Below are 19268 nucleotides of genomic sequence, written 5' to 3' on the forward strand. Positions count from 1 at the left end.
TGTATCACTTTATGATTGTAGGAGGCGCCGATGCCCACTGAGAATCAGGTGAAAGCTGCGCTGGGCGAAGTGCTTCTTCCGCAGGTGGTTCGCAGCCTGACGGACCTGAATATGGTTCGTAGCGTGGAGATAAAAGGTGGTAAGGTGAAGGTGACCCTGGCCTCCACCGGACTGAATCCCGGCGTCAAGGATTGGGTTCAGACCAGAGCCAGCAGCGCTGTGGAGAGTCTCCCCAAGGTAGCTGAGGTAAGCATAGAGTTCGTTGATGCCCCACCCCAGGAGCTGAACCAGGTTCGGCATATTGTTGCGGTGATGAGTGGCAAGGGAGGGGTCGGCAAGTCCCTGGTCACCAGTCTGCTGGCCATTGCCCTCAACCGTCAGGGCGGCAGGGCGGGCATACTGGATGCCGATATCACCGGTCCAAGTATCCCCAGGATGTTTGGTATCGATTCCCATCCGGGCGGCAGCGATGCGGCCATACTGCCTGTGCCATCGAAATCGGGAATCATGGTTATGTCTATCAACCTGCTGCTGCCTCATGATGATGACGCTGTTATCTGGCGTGGCCCTCTCATCGGCAAGGTAATCCAGCAGTTCTGGCAGGATGTGCTCTGGGGCAATCTCGATTGCCTCTTTGTTGACCTGCCTCCCGGAACGGCTGATGCTCCTCTTACTGTAATGCAGGTTCTTCCTCTTTCAGGCGTTGTCATTGCCCTCACTCCGCAGGATTTGACGGCTATGGTGGTGAGGAAGGCGGTCAAGATGGCGCAGATGATGAAGATACCCGTGCTGGGAGTGGTGGAGAACATGAGCTACCTCGTCTTGCCTGAGACGGGGAAGAAGCTGGAGATCTTCGGCAAGAGCAAAGGGGCCGAGATGGCGAAAACAGCCGGCGCCCCGCTCCTGGGTCAGTTGCCCCTGGACCCTGAGCTGGCCAGGCTTTGCGACGAAGGATTGATAGAGCGTTATAACTCCGAAGCTTTTGACAGCCTTGCCCGGGCCTTCACTGAGAGGCTGGCCTCCCTGGGCAAGTGACCGGCCATGAAGGATGGCTGCATCCTGCCTGTTGGGCTTGCTGCATCGCTCTCTGACCCCGCTGGCTCTCCTCGTGTGTCATTAGCCGATTATGTCATTCCCGTGCAAAAGGGAATCCAGGTTGGGGGATGCCTCTGATTTTCTCTATCTACAATGCGGATTGTGCTACAGGGCTTCTGGGCCCTATAGGTTGCTGATCGGGTGGGCAGAGATGTGTACCTTTTCCTTTGCCCATTCCTTACCAGCTTTGTGTTGACTACTAGGCCATTGGTATGGCTGTTCCCGTAGCTTTGGCGATGAGCTTGCCCTCCTGATTGGTCACTGTCATCTCTGCGATATCCACTCGCCTTCCCTTACGCAAAACCCGACACTCGGCGGTAAGCTCATCCTCCGGTGATGCCGCGGCGATAAAGTGAATGTTGAATTGGGTGGCGATGCTGGGACGGCCCATGGAGTTAACAGCAAAGGCAAAAGCCTGGTCAGCTACAGACATGACGATGCCGCCAAAGATGAACTGATTGAAGGTAAGGTATCCCGGTCGCAGCTTCATGGTCACCTTGGCGTGACCTGGTGCCAGTTCGAGCAGTTTCATATCCAGAAAGGAGCTGATAGGCTCCTTTTCTATCTTCGCTTTGAACTCTGCCAGGTTATCTTGGGCTTCATTGCCTGCTGACATTTGCCCTGCCTATCATCACCACAGTCCACTTATTGTTACTCAGGGCGTCCTCTTCCCAACCAGCCATTGTTCTAATGAAGCATACCCCCTTTGGCACACGACATCCAAAAGTGCTGCAATGGCAACTTCAGGACTTTTTGGCAGCCTTGGCACCAGCGATCTTGGCATCCATAAAAAGCTTGAAGGCTTCGCGCGAGTTATAGGTGAACTTGAATCCGGTCGTCTTGGTGAGCTTCTCGGTGTTGACCAGTATCGGGTACTTCATGTACTCGAGACCGCCGGCCGGGGATTTCTTCTGGATACGCAGTGCCCAACTGATGCTTATCAGTGGTGACCAGACCCACGAAGGAAGACCGAGAGACGGTTTGCCAGTAGCCCTCAGCATATCTCTGTAGCTCACAGACCCATCGGCGCCTGCGTTGAAGATCCCCGCGCGCCTTTCTTTGAGCAGAGTTACTACCAGTCTGGCCAGGTCTTGCTCGTATATGAATTGCCACCCTGGATTATACCCGGCACAGTACATCGTTATTGGCATGAACAGAACATTCAGACCCGAGGGACCGGCCTCCGGCCCTGTCACTGATACGACGCGCACAATGGTCACGCACTGCTTCGGGTGAGCCTTCCCGTACTCCTGAAACATCAGGTCAACCTCGGTTTTGTCTTCACCATAGGGGAAATTGGGAGTGGGCTTCAGTGGCTGATCTTCGGTGATCAGTGCGGGATTATCACGGTGCGCCCCATAAACGGTATGGCTGCTTTGGTAGAAAAGGGCTTCCACCGACGTCGCCTCGCAAGCGTGCAGGAAACTCTGTGTCCCACCTATATTGATGCCGTGGGCATCAACGTGGGTTTTTGGCGGGACAATGAAAGCCAGGTGCAACGCCGTGTCCACCTTGTTTTGAGCGAAGATGTCAATTAAGGACTCACGTACATCCCGCGAATAGAACTTGAGCTTGCTAGTGGAGTAACTGGGCGGCCTGATGTCTATGCCAACAACAGTCTCCACTTCCTTTTCCTCATCCAGCCTTTTGAGTAGCTGGGCACCCAGATAGCCCGAGACCCCCGTTATAACGACGCTTCTCACCTTTGCCTCCTTGATTTGCTTTCTACTGGGTGATATCACCCTCCATGCATGAAACCCGATCAGCAATGCAGGGTACGCAGAATTTCTCCCCAGTTGGCCGAGAGTATGACTTGCCCAGCGACCCGATGTCAAGTTGCGAATAGAATCGGACATTTTCCCTGTGCCGATCTCCGGGCGGCAGGTTGTCCTATTGACGGGACTCGGTGGTGAGTATATACTTTCAGTATGAAACTATTGCATAAGGAAACTGATGTGCTGGCCCCCGATGTCGAATGTGCTGCGCTGCTGATGGATGTGGTTCCTCTCGTGATGCACCGCATCCGCATGGAAATGCGCAGCCAGCGGATGCCCAGCCTTTCAGTGCCCCAATTGCGTGCCCTCATATATCTCTACCGGAACGAGGGCGCTTCACTTTCCGAACTTGCAGAGCACATTGGGCTGGAGTTGCCCTCCATGTCCAAGGGAGTCGATGTGCTAGTTACCCGAGGATGGGTCGTCCGTCGGGTGCTTCCGGCCGACCGCCGCTACATTAGTCTAAGGCTAAGTACACGCGGGCTCGCCGAGCTCAAGCGGGCGCGCCGCATCGCTGAGGCACACCTAATGGAAGCGCTCGCAGTATTGTCATCTGCACAGCAGGCTAAGATCGTGGAAGCACTACAAGCGTTACGCATTGTCTTCGCGCCGGAGAGGGCTGCTGCAGCCGGAGAGGGCTGGTAATTCAGTGCCAAATCCAATTTTAGAGACTGTCGCACTCACCCGCCGCTTTGGAGACCTCACTGCTGTGGATAACCTGACTATTTCTGTAGAGCCTGGTGAGGTATTCGGATTGCTTGGCCCCAACGGTGCCGGCAAGACCACGGTCATCAAGATGTTCACCACCCTGCTGCTACCAACGTCTGGCGAGGCAAGTGTTGCTGGTTTCAGCATCACCCGCCGAGCCCCGGATGTGCGGCGTGTCACTGGATATGTGCCCCAGCTTATCTCAGCAGACGGCACGCTCACTGGCCATGAAAACCTGATGGTCTTTGCCAAGCTCTACGACGTACCGCGCGCCGAACGCAAATCGCGGGTTATGGAAGGGCTCTCGTTTATGGGGCTGGAGGATGCTGCCAACAAGCTGGTGCGCACCTACTCCGGCGGCATGATCCGTCGGCTGGAGATTGTGCAGTCCGTTCTTCATCGTCCCAAGGTTCTTTTCCTGGATGAACCAACGGTGGGACTGGACCACTTGGCTCGCAAAGCGCTGTGGGAGCACATCGGTCAACTGCGTGCTGAATACGGCACTACCATCTTCTTGACCACACATCTTATGGAGGAAGCGGACCACCTCTGCACTCGTGTGGCGATTATGCACCATGGGAAGCTCGTTGCACTGGGAGCACCGGCTGACCTCAAAGCATCCATTGGCATGAATGGTGCCACATTGGAGGATGTCTTTATCCACTTTGCCGGTGACAAACTGGAACCGGAGTCAGGAGCAAATTACCGTGAGACCCGTCAAACAAGGCGAACCGCCAAGCGGCTCGGTTGAAAAGGCACTGAAACAGCCAATGAATCCCTTGATCACAGTCAGCAGATTTGTCTATAAGACCTGGGTCATTGCTGAGCTTGAGATCCGCAAGTTGCGGCACGATCCTACGGAACTGATCACTCGGGCAGTACAGCCGGTGCTTTGGTTGCTCGTATTCGGGCAGGTGTTCACCCGCATACATGCCATCCCCACCCCAGGAATGAGCTACATCGATTTCTTGGCCCCTGGCATCTTGGCCCAGAGCGTACTTTTCATCGCCATCTTCAGCGGCATGTCGCTCATCTGGGAGCGGGACCTGGGGATTATCCACAAGTTCCTGGCCAGCCCTACACCACGAACGGCATTGGCGCTGGGCAAGGCGCTCTCCGGTGGAGTCCGTGCCCTTCCACAGTCCATCCTGGTCTATGTTCTGGCCGCCATTCTAGGTGTGAAGATAGACTGGAATCCCCTAGCCCTGATCGGAGTGCTGACAGCTATCTTGCTGGGGGCGGCCGCATTCTCCGCCTTCTCTCTTATTATCGCCCTGTTAGTCAAGACACGTGAACGGTTTATGGGCATTGGCCAGGTGCTGACCATGCCATTCTTCTTCGCCAGCAGCGCCATCTATCCCATTTCGATAATGCCTGGCTGGTTGAAGGTAATCGCACATGGTAACCCGCTGACCTATGAGGTAGATGCACTGCGGGCTTTGATGTTGAGTGGTGGCACTAGTTCCTTCGGCTTGGCTCTCGACTTCGGGGTTCTGGCATCGGTCACAATAGTGCTGGTTATCATTGCCGGTCGGCTCTATCCGAGAGCAGTTACCTAGAAGTCTATCGGAGTCGAATCACATAATAAGGTCGGTATCAATGACCTGCGACCGTCCACTAGGGAATAAGAGACAAGGCAAACCTTTTGACTCGATGCCAGTTTTCGAGTAGATATCAGGATAAGATGCTGGCTACTCCAGAAAGCGGTGTTTCAAATTCATCATGTCCCGATAGGGAACTACCCCGAGTATCTTGCCGGTGTCATCGTCAACGACGGGAATGGCCCGAAAGCCATATCGCGTGAACTTGGCCGAGGCTTCCCTCAGTGTGCTTGTGGGCTTCAAGCTTGCCACTACATCAGTCATAACGTCTTTCAACAGGGCATTCTCGCTTGCCTTGAGCATGTCTCGAACGTCGATGACGCCCAGCAGCTTATCCTGCTCATCAACAACGTAGAGATACATTATTACGTCGGCATCTTTGACGACGCGGCGATACTCTCTGCCTGCCTGCTGGATGGTCATATTTGGCCCGAATTTCAGGAAATTCGAAGTGGCATAGTTGAGGATCTTTTCCTCATGTCTTTCCAATATAGACTGGATCTTTCTGCCGTTCTCATTGTCCAGCAGCTTTAGGATGGCATTTGCCTCCGAGGATGGCAGAACTGCCAGAACATCCGCGGCCTGGCCCGGCGTCATCTCGTTAATGAGCTTAGCTATTTTCTCCTTGCTTAGATAGGAAAGGATGGCTCTCTGCACACTGGGGTCGATTTCCTCCAGAGTATCCGATGCGTGGCTGGTATCGAGTTCATCAAAGATCAAAGCCCGTTGTTCCTGGTCCAGACTTTCAAGGATGTCTGCCAGATCAACGGGGTGCATCTCGGACAGTCGCTCCTTCAGGATGTTCAGCTTAACGTCTCCTTTGAAGCTGCTAATATGCGTCGGCAGGGCCTGGAAGTAAGTCCAGGAAATCGTTTCCCTCTTCATCCTGCTAGCCATGCTATTGATCAGGTCAGCCATCCTCTTCAGCCCCATCCGTCGAAGTAATCCGTATTTGCTGACGTCTACTTCGCTCACATATAGTCTGTTGTTGACCAGGATCATTTTCACGTCGTAAACCACCTCCACCTCCCTGCCCTCCAAGTCCAGAACCTTCTTGTCCAGGATATAGTCCTTCAACAAGGTCTCCTTGCCAAGATTCGCCTCATACTTCTGCAGTGAATCAATATCAGTAGTGATCTCTCTGGTGGTTAGCGACCGGATTCTGTCCCACGGAATAAGAAGGGCGGGGTTACCAAACGGGCGGTTGACGTAAATGTGGGTCACTACCGGTACTCTGCCGTTTTCCACAATAACAAAATCGGCCAGCCTGCCAATCCTCTTGCCATTTCGGATGACCCTCGCTCCAAGAAGTTCAGTCAGGAAATAAACCTGCTCGTGCTGCTTGCTCTTTGCCGAAATGCTATTGTTTATCATTCACCTGAAAGCCACGGTTTACTTTACCACCGTCGTGAAGAACTTATAAAACAATACTCCCACGAGGACCAGCAAGTAAAGTCGGAGCATCAGCAGAGCGATGCTGACCAGTCTGGTCTGTTTTATACGCGGTGTACTATACTTCCTGTTGATCTCTGTGAATTTGTGAAATCTGCCCTGAAGGAAGTGCTTCATTTGTCTACCATATTAACCCTTTGGAGTCCTGCACCATAGATTATCCCTCCCGCAACTGAGCTCTCTCATTTGAATATCCCGGGGAAAAGCGCGCTCACGGCATACAATGTCGACAGGATAACAATGGCTATTACTATACTGAAGCCAATAATGTTCTGAAACAGAGTATTCTTGTATTTCCCCATCACCTCTGCATCGTTAAGAAGCAGTAGCAGGAATACCAGTGCAGCCGGGAGCAGGGTTACGGCAACCACCTGCACGAAGAGTGTAATGATAACGAGCACTTTCGAGGAGGATACCAGGACCACTGTGCCGGCGGTAATCAACACCAAGAAATAGATGATATAGAACCACGGAGCTTCTTTGATCTTGTTATTCAGTGAATGTGCCCAGCCGAAAACCTCGCCAAAAGCCCAGGAACTGGCCAGGGAGATACAAATAGCACCGAGAAGTCCTGCATCAAAAAGGCCGATGGCCAGAAACGTGCCCACATATTGATTTACTCCTCTGAGTGCCTGGGCGGCGTGGGCAGCACTATCTATGTTGACACCCCTTAGAAGCGTCCCGCTCACGATAATGCAGAAAACGGCCACCACCACGGTGAATACCGAGCCGAAAGCAGTGTCCACCCGTTCCCAGGGGATATCCTTTTCCTGCATGCGTTTATCGACCACTGAGCTTTGCTGGAAGAAGATCATCCAGGGGGCGATGGTGGTCCCGATATTAGCCATCAGGAAGAAGAAAATCTCATTATTGAATCCGCCGGGAAAGCCGGGCACCAGGCCCTGCCGAAGAATGCTGGAAACCGACGGATGAACGAGGAAGGCAGTGGGGATATAGATCAGATTCAAGACACAGAACAGCATCACCAGTTTTTCCCAGGTCCAGTAGCGCCCCTGTATAACCATTGCTCCCATGAGGACTGAAACGCAGATCACGGTGACAATGGGAGGGACGTGAAAGATGCTCATCGCTGCGGTCATGCCGATGAACTCCGTAATCAGAGTCAGCCAATCCACCAGGAACAAATCGAGGAGGGAGAACCACCCCCAAAATGGGCCAAAGGAATCGAAGATAGCCTCGGCATGACCGCGCTTGGTCACAGCTCCCAAACGCACTGTCATCTCCTGGACAACATAGGCCACCGGCCCCAGCAGCACGACAAACCAGATCAGACCGTAACCGAATTTGGAACCGGTAACTATGTAGGTGGTTATGCCACCGGCATCATTGTCTGCCACCATCACAATAATGCCCGGCCCGGCAATCATCAGGAACAGTCTTATGGCCTTGATAACCCTGCGGTATTTGTAAAACAGGCTGGCCAAAAGACCCATTATTCAATCACTTCTTTGGATTGTGGTATTCTGCCTGGTGCCTGGAATGAACAGGGGACGAGATGTCTTTCGGTACACTGCCCTGCTCACAACTAACAGTCGCTGATGCCTCAAATTCATTTGGGGGTAATACCCCACTCTGCATAAGATCTCTTGATGCTGCAGTGCATTATCAGAACGTGGGTAGGATATGCAGTTAAACAATTTAGGTCGCTGAGCGGTGTCTGTCAAGTTGACGAGGTTATATCAGGACCACGATGTTCCAAGACAGCCTGCAGAAAAGGACTTTTCAACTTAACATAACTCCAGAGTGCCAGGGTGACGGCACTATATTCAGGTACCTCTGTCAATTTGAACCTGAACGAGGCTTGGGCTATCCTATTATATGGGAAGGAGGTTCAAGATCGAATCATCGCTGGAGCACAGCCAGACTCCGCCCAAGTTGGGTCTGATTTTCAATATTCAGAGATTTAGCATTCATGATGGTCCTGGTATCAGGACCACTGTCTTCTTCAAGGGTTGTCCCCTGCGCTGTCGTTGGTGTTCTAATCCTGAGTCTTGGAACGACTACCCTGAGATTGTTACCAACGATGTCAAGTGCACCAAATGTGGCCGCTGTCAGCCGGTATGCCCGGTAGATGCGATAGTGGTGGATCAGGGGGGGCGGAAGCTCAATCGCTCACTCTGTAATCTGTGCCTGAAGTGCGCTGACGTTTGCCCCACCGGGGCCCTGGCGGTCACCGGCCAGTGGATGACTCTAGGAGAGGTGATGAAGGAAGTTGAGGCTGATGGTCTTTTCTATCAGAACTCTGGAGGTGGTGTCACCCTCTCTGGTGGTGATCCTCTCATGCAGTGGGAATTCGCCCTGGAATTGCTGAAGGATTGCAAAGAAAAGGGAATTCACACTGCCATCGAAACCTCGGGATATGCACCCTGGGAGGTGCTGGCCAAGATTCTGGATTATACGGATCTGGCCCTCTTCGATATCAAACATATGGATGCAGCGCGGCACCAGTGGGGAACAGGTAAGGGCAACGAGCTCATTCTCGATAATGCTCGGAGGACTGCGGCCAAGGTGAGAACCTGGCTCAGGGTGCCCCTTATCCCTGGATATAACGACTCTGAGGAAAACCTGAAGGCGGTAGCCAGGTTGGGCCTTGAGATCGGGGCAGAGAAGGTCTCCCTGCTTCCTTATCACATCTGGGGAAAGTCCAAATATGGCAGGCTGGGCCGGCAGTATCCTATGGAGCAGACGCCGCTTCCGTCTGACGACCTTGTCAAGCGGTGTGAGAAGGTCATCGCAGACGTGGGACTGAAAGCCACTATTGGCAGATGACCTGTCCCGGAGAGATCAGGGGAGATATTCTCGGAGGCAGTTCCCCTCGAAGAACTGGAGAGGCCTGTTATGGATGACGCAGGGGCAACATACTCTGAAAAGGTGATTGCCCACAGCTTGAATCCGAGGAACGTGGGCGAATTCGAACGTCCCGATGGGTTCGGAAGGGCGAGCCGATCCTGCGGGGATACTCTTCAGATCTGTCTCCAGGTGAGGGACGGCAGAGTCGTGGATGCCAGATTCGTCACTGATGGCTGTGGACCGACTATTGCCTGTGGCAGCATGGCAACAGAGCTGGTGAAGGGGAGAACCATCACCGAGGCCCTGGCGATCACCGAGGATGATATTCTAAATGCCCTGGATGGCTTGCCTGAGTCCGAGGTTCACTGTGCTGCTCTGGCAACGAACACATTGAGGCTGGCGCTCAGCGATTACATTTCCCTGCAGCGGGAGCCGTGGAAACGGGCCTACCGGAAGATAGAGCCTTTTGTTCCCAGCAGATAGGCCAATCCATTACCATCTCTGCCCGCCAGCTTACTGGCGGGGATCACTTGCTGGAGGGGGATCCCCGCAAAATCGCAGATTTTGTGGGGTTTTACTAAAGTAGCCCCTGCACCTTCGAACGGAGCGTTTTCTCAGGAACGGCCCCCATACTCTGCTCGATCAACTGGCCATTCTTGAAGAATATCAGCGTGGGTATGCTCATCACCTTGTATTTCTGGGCCAGTTGCTGATTTTCATCCACGTTGACCTTGCAGAACTTCAATTTCCCCTTGAATTCCTCTGAGAGTTTTTCCACGATAGGGCCGATCATGCGGCAGGGGCCGCACCAGGGGGCCCAGAAATCTACTACGACAGGGAGACTGGATTTCAAGACCTGCTGCTCGAAGTCCTTGTCACTTATCTCGATCACCATTGCGTTTTTCTCCTTCTGTGCAATAGGCCACGGTCATGACTGTTGCCAACTTGTTTATAATATCAGAGGTTGTGATGGTAAAATGAACTGATTTTGCCTGAGACGGGGTCATTATATCCCCTGAGGCGGGGTCTGGCAATTAGAACAAGCATATTCGTTTTTGGAGGAGACCATAGCAAAAGAAGTCGTTCTGACCATCGACGGCAGGGAAGTCAAGGCCCGCAGAGGAGAAAGGCTCCTCTGGGCGGCTTTGGATCACGACATCTATATTCCCAATCTCTGTGCCATCCGGGAAGCCGATTTGCCCTTTGGCGGCTGCCGGCTCTGCTTCGTTGAGATCAAGGGCAGGCGGGCTCCGGTGACTGCCTGCAGTCAGTTCGTTGAGGAGGGGATGGTGGTCCTTACCACTACCCCCAAGGTGAAACGGCTGCGCCGCACTGCCTTTGAGCTCCTCCTCTCGCATCACCATCTCGATTGTGGCCACTGTGCCAGGAATCGGAATTGTGAACTGCAGCGAATTGCCGCCCGCGAAGGGTTCAAGATGAAACTGCAGAGGTTCCGGCGCATTCCCATGTCGTTGCCTGTAGATTCCAGTCATCCCCTATTTATTTACGACCCGAATAAGTGCGTTCTTTGTGGCAAGTGTGTCTGGGTCTGCCATGAGCGGGGTATCGGCAGCATTGATTTTGCCCATAGAGGTATTGATACCAGGGTGAGCACTTTCGATAATATTCCGCTGATTGATTCTAGTTGTGATTCCTGTCTTGAATGTGTGCAGGTTTGCCCTGTGGGCTCTCTGGTTATCAGGGACGGCAAAAAATCTAGTGAGGGGTGAGCAAAATGGGACTTCGTATAACTACTTTGAGTGAGAATGCGGTTTCATCAGCCGTGCCGCGGGGACTGCTCGGGGAGTGGGGACTGAGTGTCCTGGTGGAGGTGGGTAATGTCAGGATTCTTCTGGATGCGGGACAGAGTGTTTCTGCTGTTAATAACGGCGACCTTCTTGACGTAGAGTGGACTCAAATAGATGCCATAGTCCTCAGTCATGGACACTACGATCACACTGCTGGCTTGCGGAGGGCGCTGGGCAAGATCGGGAAGCGGGTGAGGGTGATTGCGCATCCTGATGTGTGGACGGCGAAGTATCTACAGATAGCTAAGGATAAAGCCCCTGCCTATATTGGAATACCATGCCAGAAAGTGGAACTGGAAAGCCTGGGTGCCGACTTTCAACTCACTCACGATCCCGTGTGGCTGTCGGAGAATGTGGTCACCAGCGGCGAGATTCCGATGACTACTGACTACGAGAGCATCGACCCTGGTCTCTACGTTGGAGAGGGTGGTGAGTTTTTTCCTGATCCTTTGGCTGATGATCAGGCCATCTTCATCAAGACAGATAAGGGGTTGGTGGTTATTCTGGGCTGTGCTCACCGTGGGGTTATCAATACTCTACGTCATGCCCGGAGTGTCACCGGCGTGGATCTTATTCATACCGTGGTCGGAGGAACGCACCTCATTCGGGCGTCTGAGGCGCAACTGGAGATGACCATCGCTGATCTGAAAGGGCTTGGGGTGCAGAGGTTAGGGGTATCTCACTGCACCGGCATGATGGCAGCAGTGCGGCTGGCTCAGGAGTTTGGTCAGAATTTCTTCTTCAATAACGCCGGCACACGGATTACCCTTTGAGGATTATTTGTTATTAGATTAGTGAATATAGTGAATACGGCAGGCGTGGATAGACTCACAAGGTTTGTGAAGGCTGCCTTTCTGGTATCCCTGGTAGCCCTGCTTCTTATCAGTGCGGCAGGTTGCGTTATAAATAGTGGAGGAGCCGAATCGAAAGTAAATTGGCTCTACGACATGGATGATGCCTTGAGCCGGGCGCAAAGTGAGAACAAGCCTATAATGATAGACTTCTATGCTGACTGGTGTGGTCCCTGCCGGCAACTGGACAGGGATACCTATTCTGATGATGCACTGAGTGCCTTTCTGAATGAAAACCTCGTCTGCCTGAAGATCAATGTGGACAAGAATAAGACGCTGGCCTCGAACTACAACATAGTGAGCATTCCTGCGATTGTTTTTCTCTCGCCAGATGGAACACGGATTGGGAAATGGGTTGGCTTCACGCCACCTGCCAGGTTCTATCAGGATGCTCAGGCAATGCTGAGCCAGTGGAGCCCTCAGCCCTGAGGATGGCGCATGTTGGGAGACTCGAGATATGAAGCGGAGTAGATTGCTCACCCTTCGCTTAGTGCTGTTGGGTCTGTTCATTGCCTCTGTGGCTGTCTTTGCTGCAGCCCAGTATGGCCTCGTTCACAGCTTTGTCAGGTTTCTGTGTACTTCCTGCCTGGGGCTGGGTGGCTGAGAACCAATGAGGAGGCTACGGTGGTTGACGCAGTTCCTTGCCCTGGCCCTGGCTAATATTGGCTTCATACAAATCCTGAAAACAGGCATCCCCTGCCCCTTCTTCTATTGTTATGGTTGCCCTGCAGCCGCCTTCGCCTGCCCCATAGGCGTCTTTCAGCATTACGCTGCTCTGCAGCAGTTTCCCTTCTATGCCCTGGGTGTGGTGGGCCTGTTTGGTCTGGCCCTGGGGCGGTTCTGGTGTGGCTGGGCCTGCCCCTTTGGCACAGTGCAGGACCTGGTTGCCTGGATAAGACGGCGTGATGACACATTCCGGCTCCCCCGTGTTGCCTGGACCAAGTTTTTGGTCCTGGGGGTGGTTCTACTTCTGGCCTGGCTGGCTGCGGAGACCCTCTTTTGCAAGGTCTGTCCGGCGGGCAGCCTGTTTGCCGCCATCCCGCACCGGTTTGTGTCGCCTGATCTTGACTTCGGGACTTTCTTTTATGTCCATCTGGCGACGCTGGCAGTAGCGCTGGTGGCCTTCTTTCTCATCGGGCGGTTCTGGTGTCGCTACCTCTGTCCGCTCGGTGCCATATTTGGTGCCTTCAATCCGGTAAGCATATTGAAAGTGAAGGTGGACTTCAGTAAATGCACCCGCTGTGAGAACTGCCTCAAGGTCTGCCCGGCCAAAATCGAGAAACTGGAGGAGATAGAGAACTGTACTGACTGCACCCGCTGTGGCAAATGTATCGAGTCCTGCGACTCAGAGGCAGTGAAAATCTCCGCCTCCTTCAAAGAGTAGTTTGCATTATGCTCCTTGCTTGCCAGAATGACCCCAACAAGAATTGTTGAGGTGATTAAGATGGCAGTAGCAGAGATAAGTGTTATTCCCATCGGCACAGGAAGCACTTCTGTGAGCGAGCATGTGGTCAGAGGGCGGTAACTACCATTAATATCGATGACCGGAGAGACAAGCCCCCGACCATGAGCGGCAAGGTGGAGTCGGTGAGGAAAAAGCTGGGGCGCTAGATATCAAAGAACTCTCCGCCCGTGTTTGAAAGCTACAACTGGCTCAGGATTTCTGCCACTCTATGCGCTGTCGTCCCGGTCAGAGTGGCGCACTTCTCGATGGTCTCCGGACCCCGTGGGCCAAAATAGTGATTAACCACTTCATTCATGTCAAACCAGTTGACACCGGTGATTTCTGAACAGACAGTACTCTTGAACATCGGCTTGAACCAGAGAGTTAGCTGGTGCGAGGGCTCGAAGGCCGGCAGGATAGCCTCAAGCCCCTGGTCGATGCTGGTTCGTCCCACTCTGGCGCTGATAAGCACGAAGCCTGTGGTCAATGCGCCGCAGGTCAAGCCGCAGCTTCCTCCACCCTGGAGCCCACCTATCGCTTTGAACCAGAAGTCGTCCCTAAGTTCCAGAACATCTTGAAATGCCTGGAACATCGATTGAGAACAGCCAAAACACTTCTTGTAGTTCTCGTATGCCAGCTTGCCTACCCTTTCCCGATTAGTCTCTGAACTGAATACCTCTCTGGTTCTCTCTTCAAACTTCCTGGCGAAGTCGGTCATTGCAGCAGATTCCTCTGATTCCATTCCCCCTCCTGTTGCTCTTCGTTATCATAGACTTTAGCATAACTGGTTTAAGTCCACCATTGGTTGGTTAAGGTGACTCCATTGTGCTCGGAACGGTGTTACGGGACCACCCACCGTGATAGAATAAGCGGTGTTGCAGCCTGGAATGAATAGAAACAGCCATGCTATTGTGATGGGGGTGCACGTTGAAAATTGGCGTCCTCTCTGATACCCACGTTGATTCGCTCGGACAGATCCCGTCCCCGATTCTGAAAGCTCTAGGTGAGGTGGACCTCATCGTGCATGCTGGCGATTTCACCGAAACGGCGGTGCTGGAGGGGCTCAGAACGCTGGCGGAAGTGAAGGCGGTAGCCGGCAACATGGACTCGAATGAAATCAAGAGAATGCTGCCCCGAAAGGAGCAGTTCATGGTCGGCGGGAAAAGGGTAGGGCTGACTCATGGTTCAGGTCCGCCCTGGGGATTGGCAGGCAAGGTGAGAGATATATTCGACAATGTGGACCTTATCATTTACGGTCATTCGCACCAGTTGGTGAATGAATATATTAACGGAGCTCTCTTGTTTAACCCGGGTCGGTGCAGGAACTCCTTCGGCATCCTGACCATCGGCGATGAGATAAAGACCGAGATAATAAGGGTTTGAGCTGCAGAAAACGGTGGCACAATATCCGCAAGTGCCTGCTAGGCCCTGATGATGTGTGTAGTAGCCCTTGTAATGATTGGTGACCCTGGGTTGTGACCGTAATGCAATACTATTGCATTTGCTCTCTGGTCGTGCTATAGTTTGGCTGGCTGTTGTGGGACTGGAGTCTGTGAATGTCTTTCGTTGAGTATTCCATAAAGGTGCTGCGCTCCAGAGGCTATAAGGTGACCAGGCCTCGAAAGCAGGTACTTGAGGCGATTGAGAATGCTGCAGGACCCGTTTCGCCCTATGACATTGAAAGAATGGTACAACAGCATGGCGAGCATCTGGACCCTGTCACTGTCTACCGGGTGATTAACCTGTTGTGTTCCTTGACCCTGGTACATAAAGTCCTGTCACGCGGCGGATTCGTTAAATGCGATTTGCTTGAGGAGCCGGGCTGCCATCGTTTTCTGGTATGCCGTGGCTGCGGAATACTCCAGGAGTTCACTGATGATTCGTTGTGCCGTCAGGAGAGTCAGATTGCTCAGAGATTGGGATTTCAGGCTGAGCATCATCTGACCGAATCCTCAGGTCTTTGTCAGCGCTGCCGTTGACTGCGGTGCTGTGAAAAGAAGAAATAATGCTTGGTTTGGTGAAGCCACGATTTGAGTTCGGTAAACGCATTGCTGTCTTGTTACTGGCTTTGCTTGTGGTTCTGGGTGCTGTTGCCTGCGCGCCACGTGCGAGCACGGGGAAACTCAAGGTTGTAGCGACAATATTTCCTCTGGCGGATTTTGTGAAGAACGTGGCTGGAGATAGGGTGGAGGTGATCACTCTCCTGCCACCTGGAGCAGATCCACATACCTGGGAACCATTGCCGGAGCAAGTGAAAACGATTGCTGAGGCGAGGCTTCTCGTCATCAATGGGGCAGGACTGGAGTTCTGGGCAGAGAAGGTGGTCAAGGCAGCAGCCAGCCCCGATCTGGTGGTGGTGGATACCTCTGCGATACCTGCGATGGAAGGCGCTCTGCTTACTGGTGATGAGCATGAAGGAGGGGTGAATCCTCATGTCTGGGCTGACCCTCTCCTGGCACAGAAGCAGGTTGAGGCCATTGCAGAAGCTCTCATTATGGTGGACCCAGCGAACAAGGATGCTTACATAGCAAATGCCGCTGCCTACGTTGTCGAACTAAAGTCTCTGGATGAGGAGATCAGAAACACAACGCAGTTGTTCTCTATCCGAGATTTCATTACCATTCATCCTTCCTGGACCTACTTTGCCGGGAGGTATGGATTGGTCGAGGCAGCCGTGATAGAGGAGTCGCCAGGTGGGGAGCCTTCAGCGGCTTATATCCAACAGGTGGTTGACCTGGCACGGGAGCTCAAGGTGAAAGCCATTTTTGCTGAGCCTCAGTTCAGCTCTAAGGCAGCAGACACTATTGCTGCCGAGAGCGGATCCCAGGTTCTTTTTCTTGACGCTATCGGTGGTGCTGACCTGCCAGGCAGGGACAGTTATATTAACCTCATGAGATATAACCTGGACCAAATGAAGCAGGCGATGCAGTGACAATATCGAGTGTAGTCAGCCTTGAAGATGTCTGGGTGTACTACCAGGAGACCACGGCTCTGGAGGCTGTCAGCTTGGAGATAGAAGACGGTGAGTTTTTGGGTCTCATTGGCCCCAATGGCAGCGGCAAGACTACCTTGATCAAGGTCATCCTCGGCCTGGTGAAGCCGGACAGAGGCCAGGTGAAGGTGTTCGGAGTGACACCGGGCAAACTGGGTTACAAGCATCATCTCATCGGCTATGTCCCTCAGAGAAGCAATGGCGACTGGACTTTCCCTGTTTCTGTTATCGACGTAGTCATGATGGGACGGTATGGTCGCATCGGTTTGTTCAAGCGTCCTTCCTCTGCTGATGAAGCCATTGCCTTGAAATCGCTGGAAGCTGTCCAGATGAAGGACTTTGCCCGGCGGCAATTGGCTCAGTTGTCAGGCGGTCAGCAGCAGAGGGTGTTGATCGCCCGGGCACTGGCCACTGAGCCCAAACTGCTGCTGCTCGATGAGCCGGCAGCCGGTGTGGATGCGCATGGTGAGGAACAGTTCTATGGATTGCTGAAGGAGCTGAAGGAGAAGCACGGTTTGACTATCGTTGTGGTGACTCACGACATAGCGGTCGTTTCCTCGCACGTAGAGAAGCTGGCCTGTTTGAATCAGACTTTGTATACACATGCTTCACCCACTGAGGTATTCACCACCGGGACGCTGGAGAAGGTCTATGGGTGTGAGATGGAGATCCTGGCTCACGGCAGGATTCCGCATCGTGTGGTAGAGGAGCATAAGTGATATGGATATCCTGCATTACGCCTTTATGCAGAGGGCCTTGGTGGCTGCGGTGCTGGTGGGAGTTGTCTGCTCGGTCATCGGCACGTATGTGGTCTTGAAGAAATTGGCTTTCATCGGCGCTGGCATTTCCCACTCTGCCTTTGGTGGTGTTGCCCTGGGCTACTTGCTGGGGGTCAATCCGATAGGTGTGGCCATCCCCTTCTGTCTGGCTGCGGCCATGGCCATCGGCTGGGTGAGTAAGAAAGGTAGGGTTTCAGAGGACACTGCTATTGGAATCTTCTTTGCCAGTTCCATGGCATTGGGCGTGCTTTTCATCGGACTCAAGGCGGGCTACAATGTGGACCTTTTTGGCTATCTGTTTGGCTCCATTCTCTCAGTATCCAGTTCTGATATCTGGCTTATCCTGGGTTTGGGTCTCGGTGTGATCGTAGTGGTCATTCTCCTGTTTAAGGAGTTCTTCTTCATGAGTTTTGACGAGGAGATGGCGGCGGTAAGCGGCCTTCCGGTACGTACACTTTACTTTCTGCTCTTAGGCCTTATGGCGCTGACCGTGATTATTTCCATAAAGATTGTGGGCATAATCCTTGTGGAAGCGCTTCTGGTCATACCGGCCGCGGCGGCCTTTCAGTTGACGCGCAACTTTGTTCGGATGATGTTGCTCTCGGTGCTCCTGGGAGTGGTATCGAGTGTGGCGGGACTATTTCTCTCATACTGGCTTAACCTGGCTTCCGGCGCTACCATTGTGCTGACTGCGGCGGCTATCTTCTTCCTTTGCTTCGTTTTCTCCCCGAAACGCAGACGTCATCAAGCCTCAGCCGAGAGGTAGATGATTGACCTTGTTCATGTGGTCTCAAGTTAGCGTACTGAGAAGCCCGGTATGAAGGGTTAACGCCTGTGGCCTCTACTCGGCTGTCTCGAGTCAGTGGTAAGGTACTGTAATTATAGGCCTTTATCCACCAGGTATGAGACAAGGTCAGCCAGGCGGCAGGAATAGCCCCATTCGTTATCGTACCAGGCCAGCACCTTCACCATGTTGCCAGCAACGACCAGGGTATTCTCGGCATCCACGATAGAGCTTGCTGTATTGCCCTTGAAATCGATGCTGACCAGCGGTTCTTCGCAATACTCCAGTATACCCTTCAGGTTGGTTTCAGCAGCTTTCTTGAATGCCTGGTTCACCTCTGCTGCAGTGACCTCTTTGCCTAGATCAGCTACGAAATCGCAGAGGGACACGGTGGTGACCGGAACTCTGAAGGCAACCCCATGGATCTTACCCTTGAGTTCGGGAAGGACCAGGGTTACAGCCTTGGCGGCGCCAGTGGTGGTGGGAATGATGTTCATAGCCGCTGCCCGGGCGCGGCGCAAGTCTTTATGCACCGTATCGAGGATCCTCTGGTCGTTGGTGTAAGCATGGATGGTAGACATCAGTCCTTTATTCACGCCAAAATTCTGATGCAGTACCTTGACCACCGGAGCGATGCAGTTGGTAGTGCATGAGGCATTGGAAATGATGCGGTGCTTGGCGGGATCATATTTCCCCTCATTAACGCCCAGGACAATGGTGATGTCCTCGTCTTTCGCAGGAGCGGAGATGATTACCTTCTTTGCACCGCCCTGGAAGTGGGCTGATGCCTTTGCACCATCAGTAAATAGCCCGGTGGATTCGATTACAATCTCCACCCCATATTTGTTCCACTCGATCCTGCCGGGGTCTCGTTCAGCCAGGACCTTGGTTGCCTTGCCATCAACGATGATAGAGTCGCTGGTGGCCTCTACTTTGCCTGGATAAATGCCATAGTTGCTATCGTACTTGAGGAGGTGGGCATTGCTCTTGGCATCAGTGAGGTCGTTGACAACAGCCACCTCCAGTTTCTTAGGATAGCGTTCCTTGATAGCTTTGAAGGCCAACCTCCCAATGCGACCAAAACCGTTAATGCCAATCTTGGTTGCCATTTGCCTTCCTCCCTTCTTGCTTTACTACGTATACCAGCAGCCTAATGCTCCTGGTCGCT

23 protein-coding genes and 1 pseudogene are annotated in these 19268 nt (G+C 53.1%); 17 read left to right on the top strand and 7 right to left on the bottom strand.

The genetic code is table 11. The annotated features are described in order from the left end of the window. The first annotated feature begins 30 nt into the window (after positions 1-30). Complete coding sequence (locus NTZ04_06355) at positions 31-1035, top strand: Mrp/NBP35 family ATP-binding protein (protein ID MCX5991932.1); 1005 nt, start codon at positions 31-33, stop codon at positions 1033-1035. 259 nt (positions 1036-1294) lie between these two features. On the opposite strand, the gene NTZ04_06360 is transcribed toward NTZ04_06355, so the two are convergent. Both NTZ04_06360 and NTZ04_06365 read right to left on the bottom strand, forming a co-directional pair. Continuing rightward, entirely contained in the window at positions 1295-1711 is a 417-nt protein-coding gene (locus tag NTZ04_06360) for a PaaI family thioesterase (GenBank protein ID MCX5991933.1), read from the bottom strand. Between the two features lie 127 nt (positions 1712-1838). After that, on the bottom strand, positions 1839-2798 hold the full coding sequence (locus NTZ04_06365) for an NAD-dependent epimerase/dehydratase family protein (GenBank protein ID MCX5991934.1): 960 nt from the start codon (positions 2796-2798) through the stop codon (positions 1839-1841). Positions 2799-3023: 225 nt separating this feature from the next. Between NTZ04_06365 and NTZ04_06370 the strand changes: the two genes are divergently transcribed. The 3 genes from NTZ04_06370 to NTZ04_06380 are packed head-to-tail and all read left to right on the top strand — an operon-like array spanning position 3024 to position 5137. Beyond that, the gene (locus tag NTZ04_06370) at positions 3024-3515 is read left to right on the top strand and encodes a MarR family transcriptional regulator (protein ID MCX5991935.1); all 492 of its coding nucleotides are present in this window, start codon (positions 3024-3026) and stop codon (positions 3513-3515) included. Positions 3516-3519: 4 nt separating this feature from the next. Further along, positions 3520-4329, top strand: coding sequence for an ATP-binding cassette domain-containing protein (locus tag NTZ04_06375; GenBank protein ID MCX5991936.1), 810 nt, complete (start codon positions 3520-3522; stop codon positions 4327-4329). Positions 4330-4348: 19 nt separating this feature from the next. Next, on the top strand, positions 4349-5137 hold the full coding sequence (locus NTZ04_06380) for an ABC transporter permease (protein ID MCX5991937.1): 789 nt from the start codon (positions 4349-4351) through the stop codon (positions 5135-5137). A gap of 132 nt (positions 5138-5269) precedes the next feature. On the opposite strand, the gene NTZ04_06385 is transcribed toward NTZ04_06380, so the two are convergent. Next, positions 5270-6553: a CBS domain-containing protein gene (locus tag NTZ04_06385; protein ID MCX5991938.1), complete on the bottom strand. Its 1284-nt coding sequence runs from the start codon at positions 6551-6553 to the stop codon at positions 5270-5272. A gap of 260 nt (positions 6554-6813) precedes the next feature. After that, a complete protein-coding gene (locus NTZ04_06390) occupies positions 6814-8085 on the bottom strand; it encodes a divalent metal cation transporter (protein MCX5991939.1) in 1272 nt (423 codons plus the stop codon). A 385-nt stretch (positions 8086-8470) separates the two neighbouring features. On the opposite strand from NTZ04_06390, the gene NTZ04_06395 reads away from it, so the two are divergent. Then, positions 8471-9421: a glycyl-radical enzyme activating protein gene (locus NTZ04_06395; GenBank protein ID MCX5991940.1), complete on the top strand. Its 951-nt coding sequence runs from the start codon at positions 8471-8473 to the stop codon at positions 9419-9421. Between the two features lie 69 nt (positions 9422-9490). Then, positions 9491-9925 (top strand): iron-sulfur cluster assembly scaffold protein, encoded by a 435-nt coding sequence (locus tag NTZ04_06400; GenBank protein ID MCX5991941.1) that lies wholly within the window; start codon positions 9491-9493, stop codon positions 9923-9925. A gap of 94 nt (positions 9926-10019) precedes the next feature. On the opposite strand, the gene trxA is transcribed toward NTZ04_06400, so the two are convergent. Continuing rightward, the gene (trxA, locus tag NTZ04_06405) at positions 10020-10361 is read right to left on the bottom strand and encodes a thioredoxin (protein ID MCX5991942.1); all 342 of its coding nucleotides are present in this window, start codon (positions 10359-10361) and stop codon (positions 10020-10022) included. A gap of 136 nt (positions 10362-10497) precedes the next feature. Here trxA and NTZ04_06410 point away from each other — a divergent pair, with 136 nt between their 5' ends. The 6 genes and pseudogenes from NTZ04_06410 (at position 10498) to NTZ04_06435 (ending at position 13712) form a co-directional block, all read left to right on the top strand. Further along, positions 10498-11172, top strand: a complete 675-nt coding sequence (locus NTZ04_06410; GenBank protein MCX5991943.1) for a 2Fe-2S iron-sulfur cluster-binding protein — start codon at positions 10498-10500, stop codon at positions 11170-11172. 5 nt (positions 11173-11177) lie between these two features. Beyond that, entirely contained in the window at positions 11178-12023 is an 846-nt protein-coding gene (locus NTZ04_06415) for an MBL fold metallo-hydrolase (GenBank protein MCX5991944.1), read from the top strand. A 45-nt stretch (positions 12024-12068) separates the two neighbouring features. Then, positions 12069-12530, top strand: coding sequence for a thioredoxin family protein (locus tag NTZ04_06420; protein ID MCX5991945.1), 462 nt, complete (start codon positions 12069-12071; stop codon positions 12528-12530). Positions 12531-12558: 28 nt separating this feature from the next. Further along, on the top strand, positions 12559-12705 hold the full coding sequence (locus NTZ04_06425; GenBank protein ID MCX5991946.1) for a hypothetical protein: 147 nt from the start codon (positions 12559-12561) through the stop codon (positions 12703-12705). Positions 12706-12729: 24 nt separating this feature from the next. After that, positions 12730-13485: a 4Fe-4S binding protein gene (locus tag NTZ04_06430; protein ID MCX5991947.1), complete on the top strand. Its 756-nt coding sequence runs from the start codon at positions 12730-12732 to the stop codon at positions 13483-13485. Between the two features lie 60 nt (positions 13486-13545). Further along, positions 13546-13712 (top strand): annotated as a pseudogene (locus NTZ04_06435) (hypothetical protein). A 32-nt stretch (positions 13713-13744) separates the two neighbouring features. On the opposite strand, the gene NTZ04_06440 reads toward NTZ04_06435, so the two are convergent. Continuing rightward, the gene (locus tag NTZ04_06440) at positions 13745-14287 is read right to left on the bottom strand and encodes a C-GCAxxG-C-C family protein (protein MCX5991948.1); all 543 of its coding nucleotides are present in this window, start codon (positions 14285-14287) and stop codon (positions 13745-13747) included. Between the two features lie 185 nt (positions 14288-14472). Between NTZ04_06440 and NTZ04_06445 the strand changes: the two genes are divergently transcribed. The 5 genes from NTZ04_06445 (at position 14473) to NTZ04_06465 (ending at position 18082) form a co-directional block, all read left to right on the top strand. Beyond that, a complete protein-coding gene (locus NTZ04_06445) occupies positions 14473-14928 on the top strand; it encodes a metallophosphoesterase family protein (protein ID MCX5991949.1) in 456 nt (151 codons plus the stop codon). A gap of 173 nt (positions 14929-15101) precedes the next feature. Continuing rightward, complete coding sequence (locus tag NTZ04_06450) at positions 15102-15524, top strand: Fur family transcriptional regulator (GenBank protein MCX5991950.1); 423 nt, start codon at positions 15102-15104, stop codon at positions 15522-15524. 26 nt (positions 15525-15550) lie between these two features. Next, on the top strand, positions 15551-16477 hold the full coding sequence (locus NTZ04_06455; GenBank protein MCX5991951.1) for a zinc ABC transporter substrate-binding protein: 927 nt from the start codon (positions 15551-15553) through the stop codon (positions 16475-16477). 2 nt (positions 16478-16479) lie between these two features. Continuing rightward, positions 16480-17256: a metal ABC transporter ATP-binding protein gene (locus tag NTZ04_06460; GenBank protein MCX5991952.1), complete on the top strand. Its 777-nt coding sequence runs from the start codon at positions 16480-16482 to the stop codon at positions 17254-17256. Between the two features lies 1 nt (position 17257). Then, the gene (locus NTZ04_06465; GenBank protein ID MCX5991953.1) at positions 17258-18082 is read left to right on the top strand and encodes a metal ABC transporter permease; all 825 of its coding nucleotides are present in this window, start codon (positions 17258-17260) and stop codon (positions 18080-18082) included. A 113-nt stretch (positions 18083-18195) separates the two neighbouring features. On the opposite strand, the gene gap is transcribed toward NTZ04_06465, so the two are convergent. Further along, complete coding sequence (gene gap / locus NTZ04_06470; GenBank protein MCX5991954.1) at positions 18196-19209, bottom strand: type I glyceraldehyde-3-phosphate dehydrogenase; 1014 nt, start codon at positions 19207-19209, stop codon at positions 18196-18198. Positions 19210-19268 lie beyond the last annotated feature (59 nt).

Source organism: Chloroflexota bacterium (assembly GCA_026389585.1).
Taxonomy (GTDB): Bacteria; Chloroflexota; Dehalococcoidia; order UBA2247; family RBG-13-53-26; genus JAPLHP01.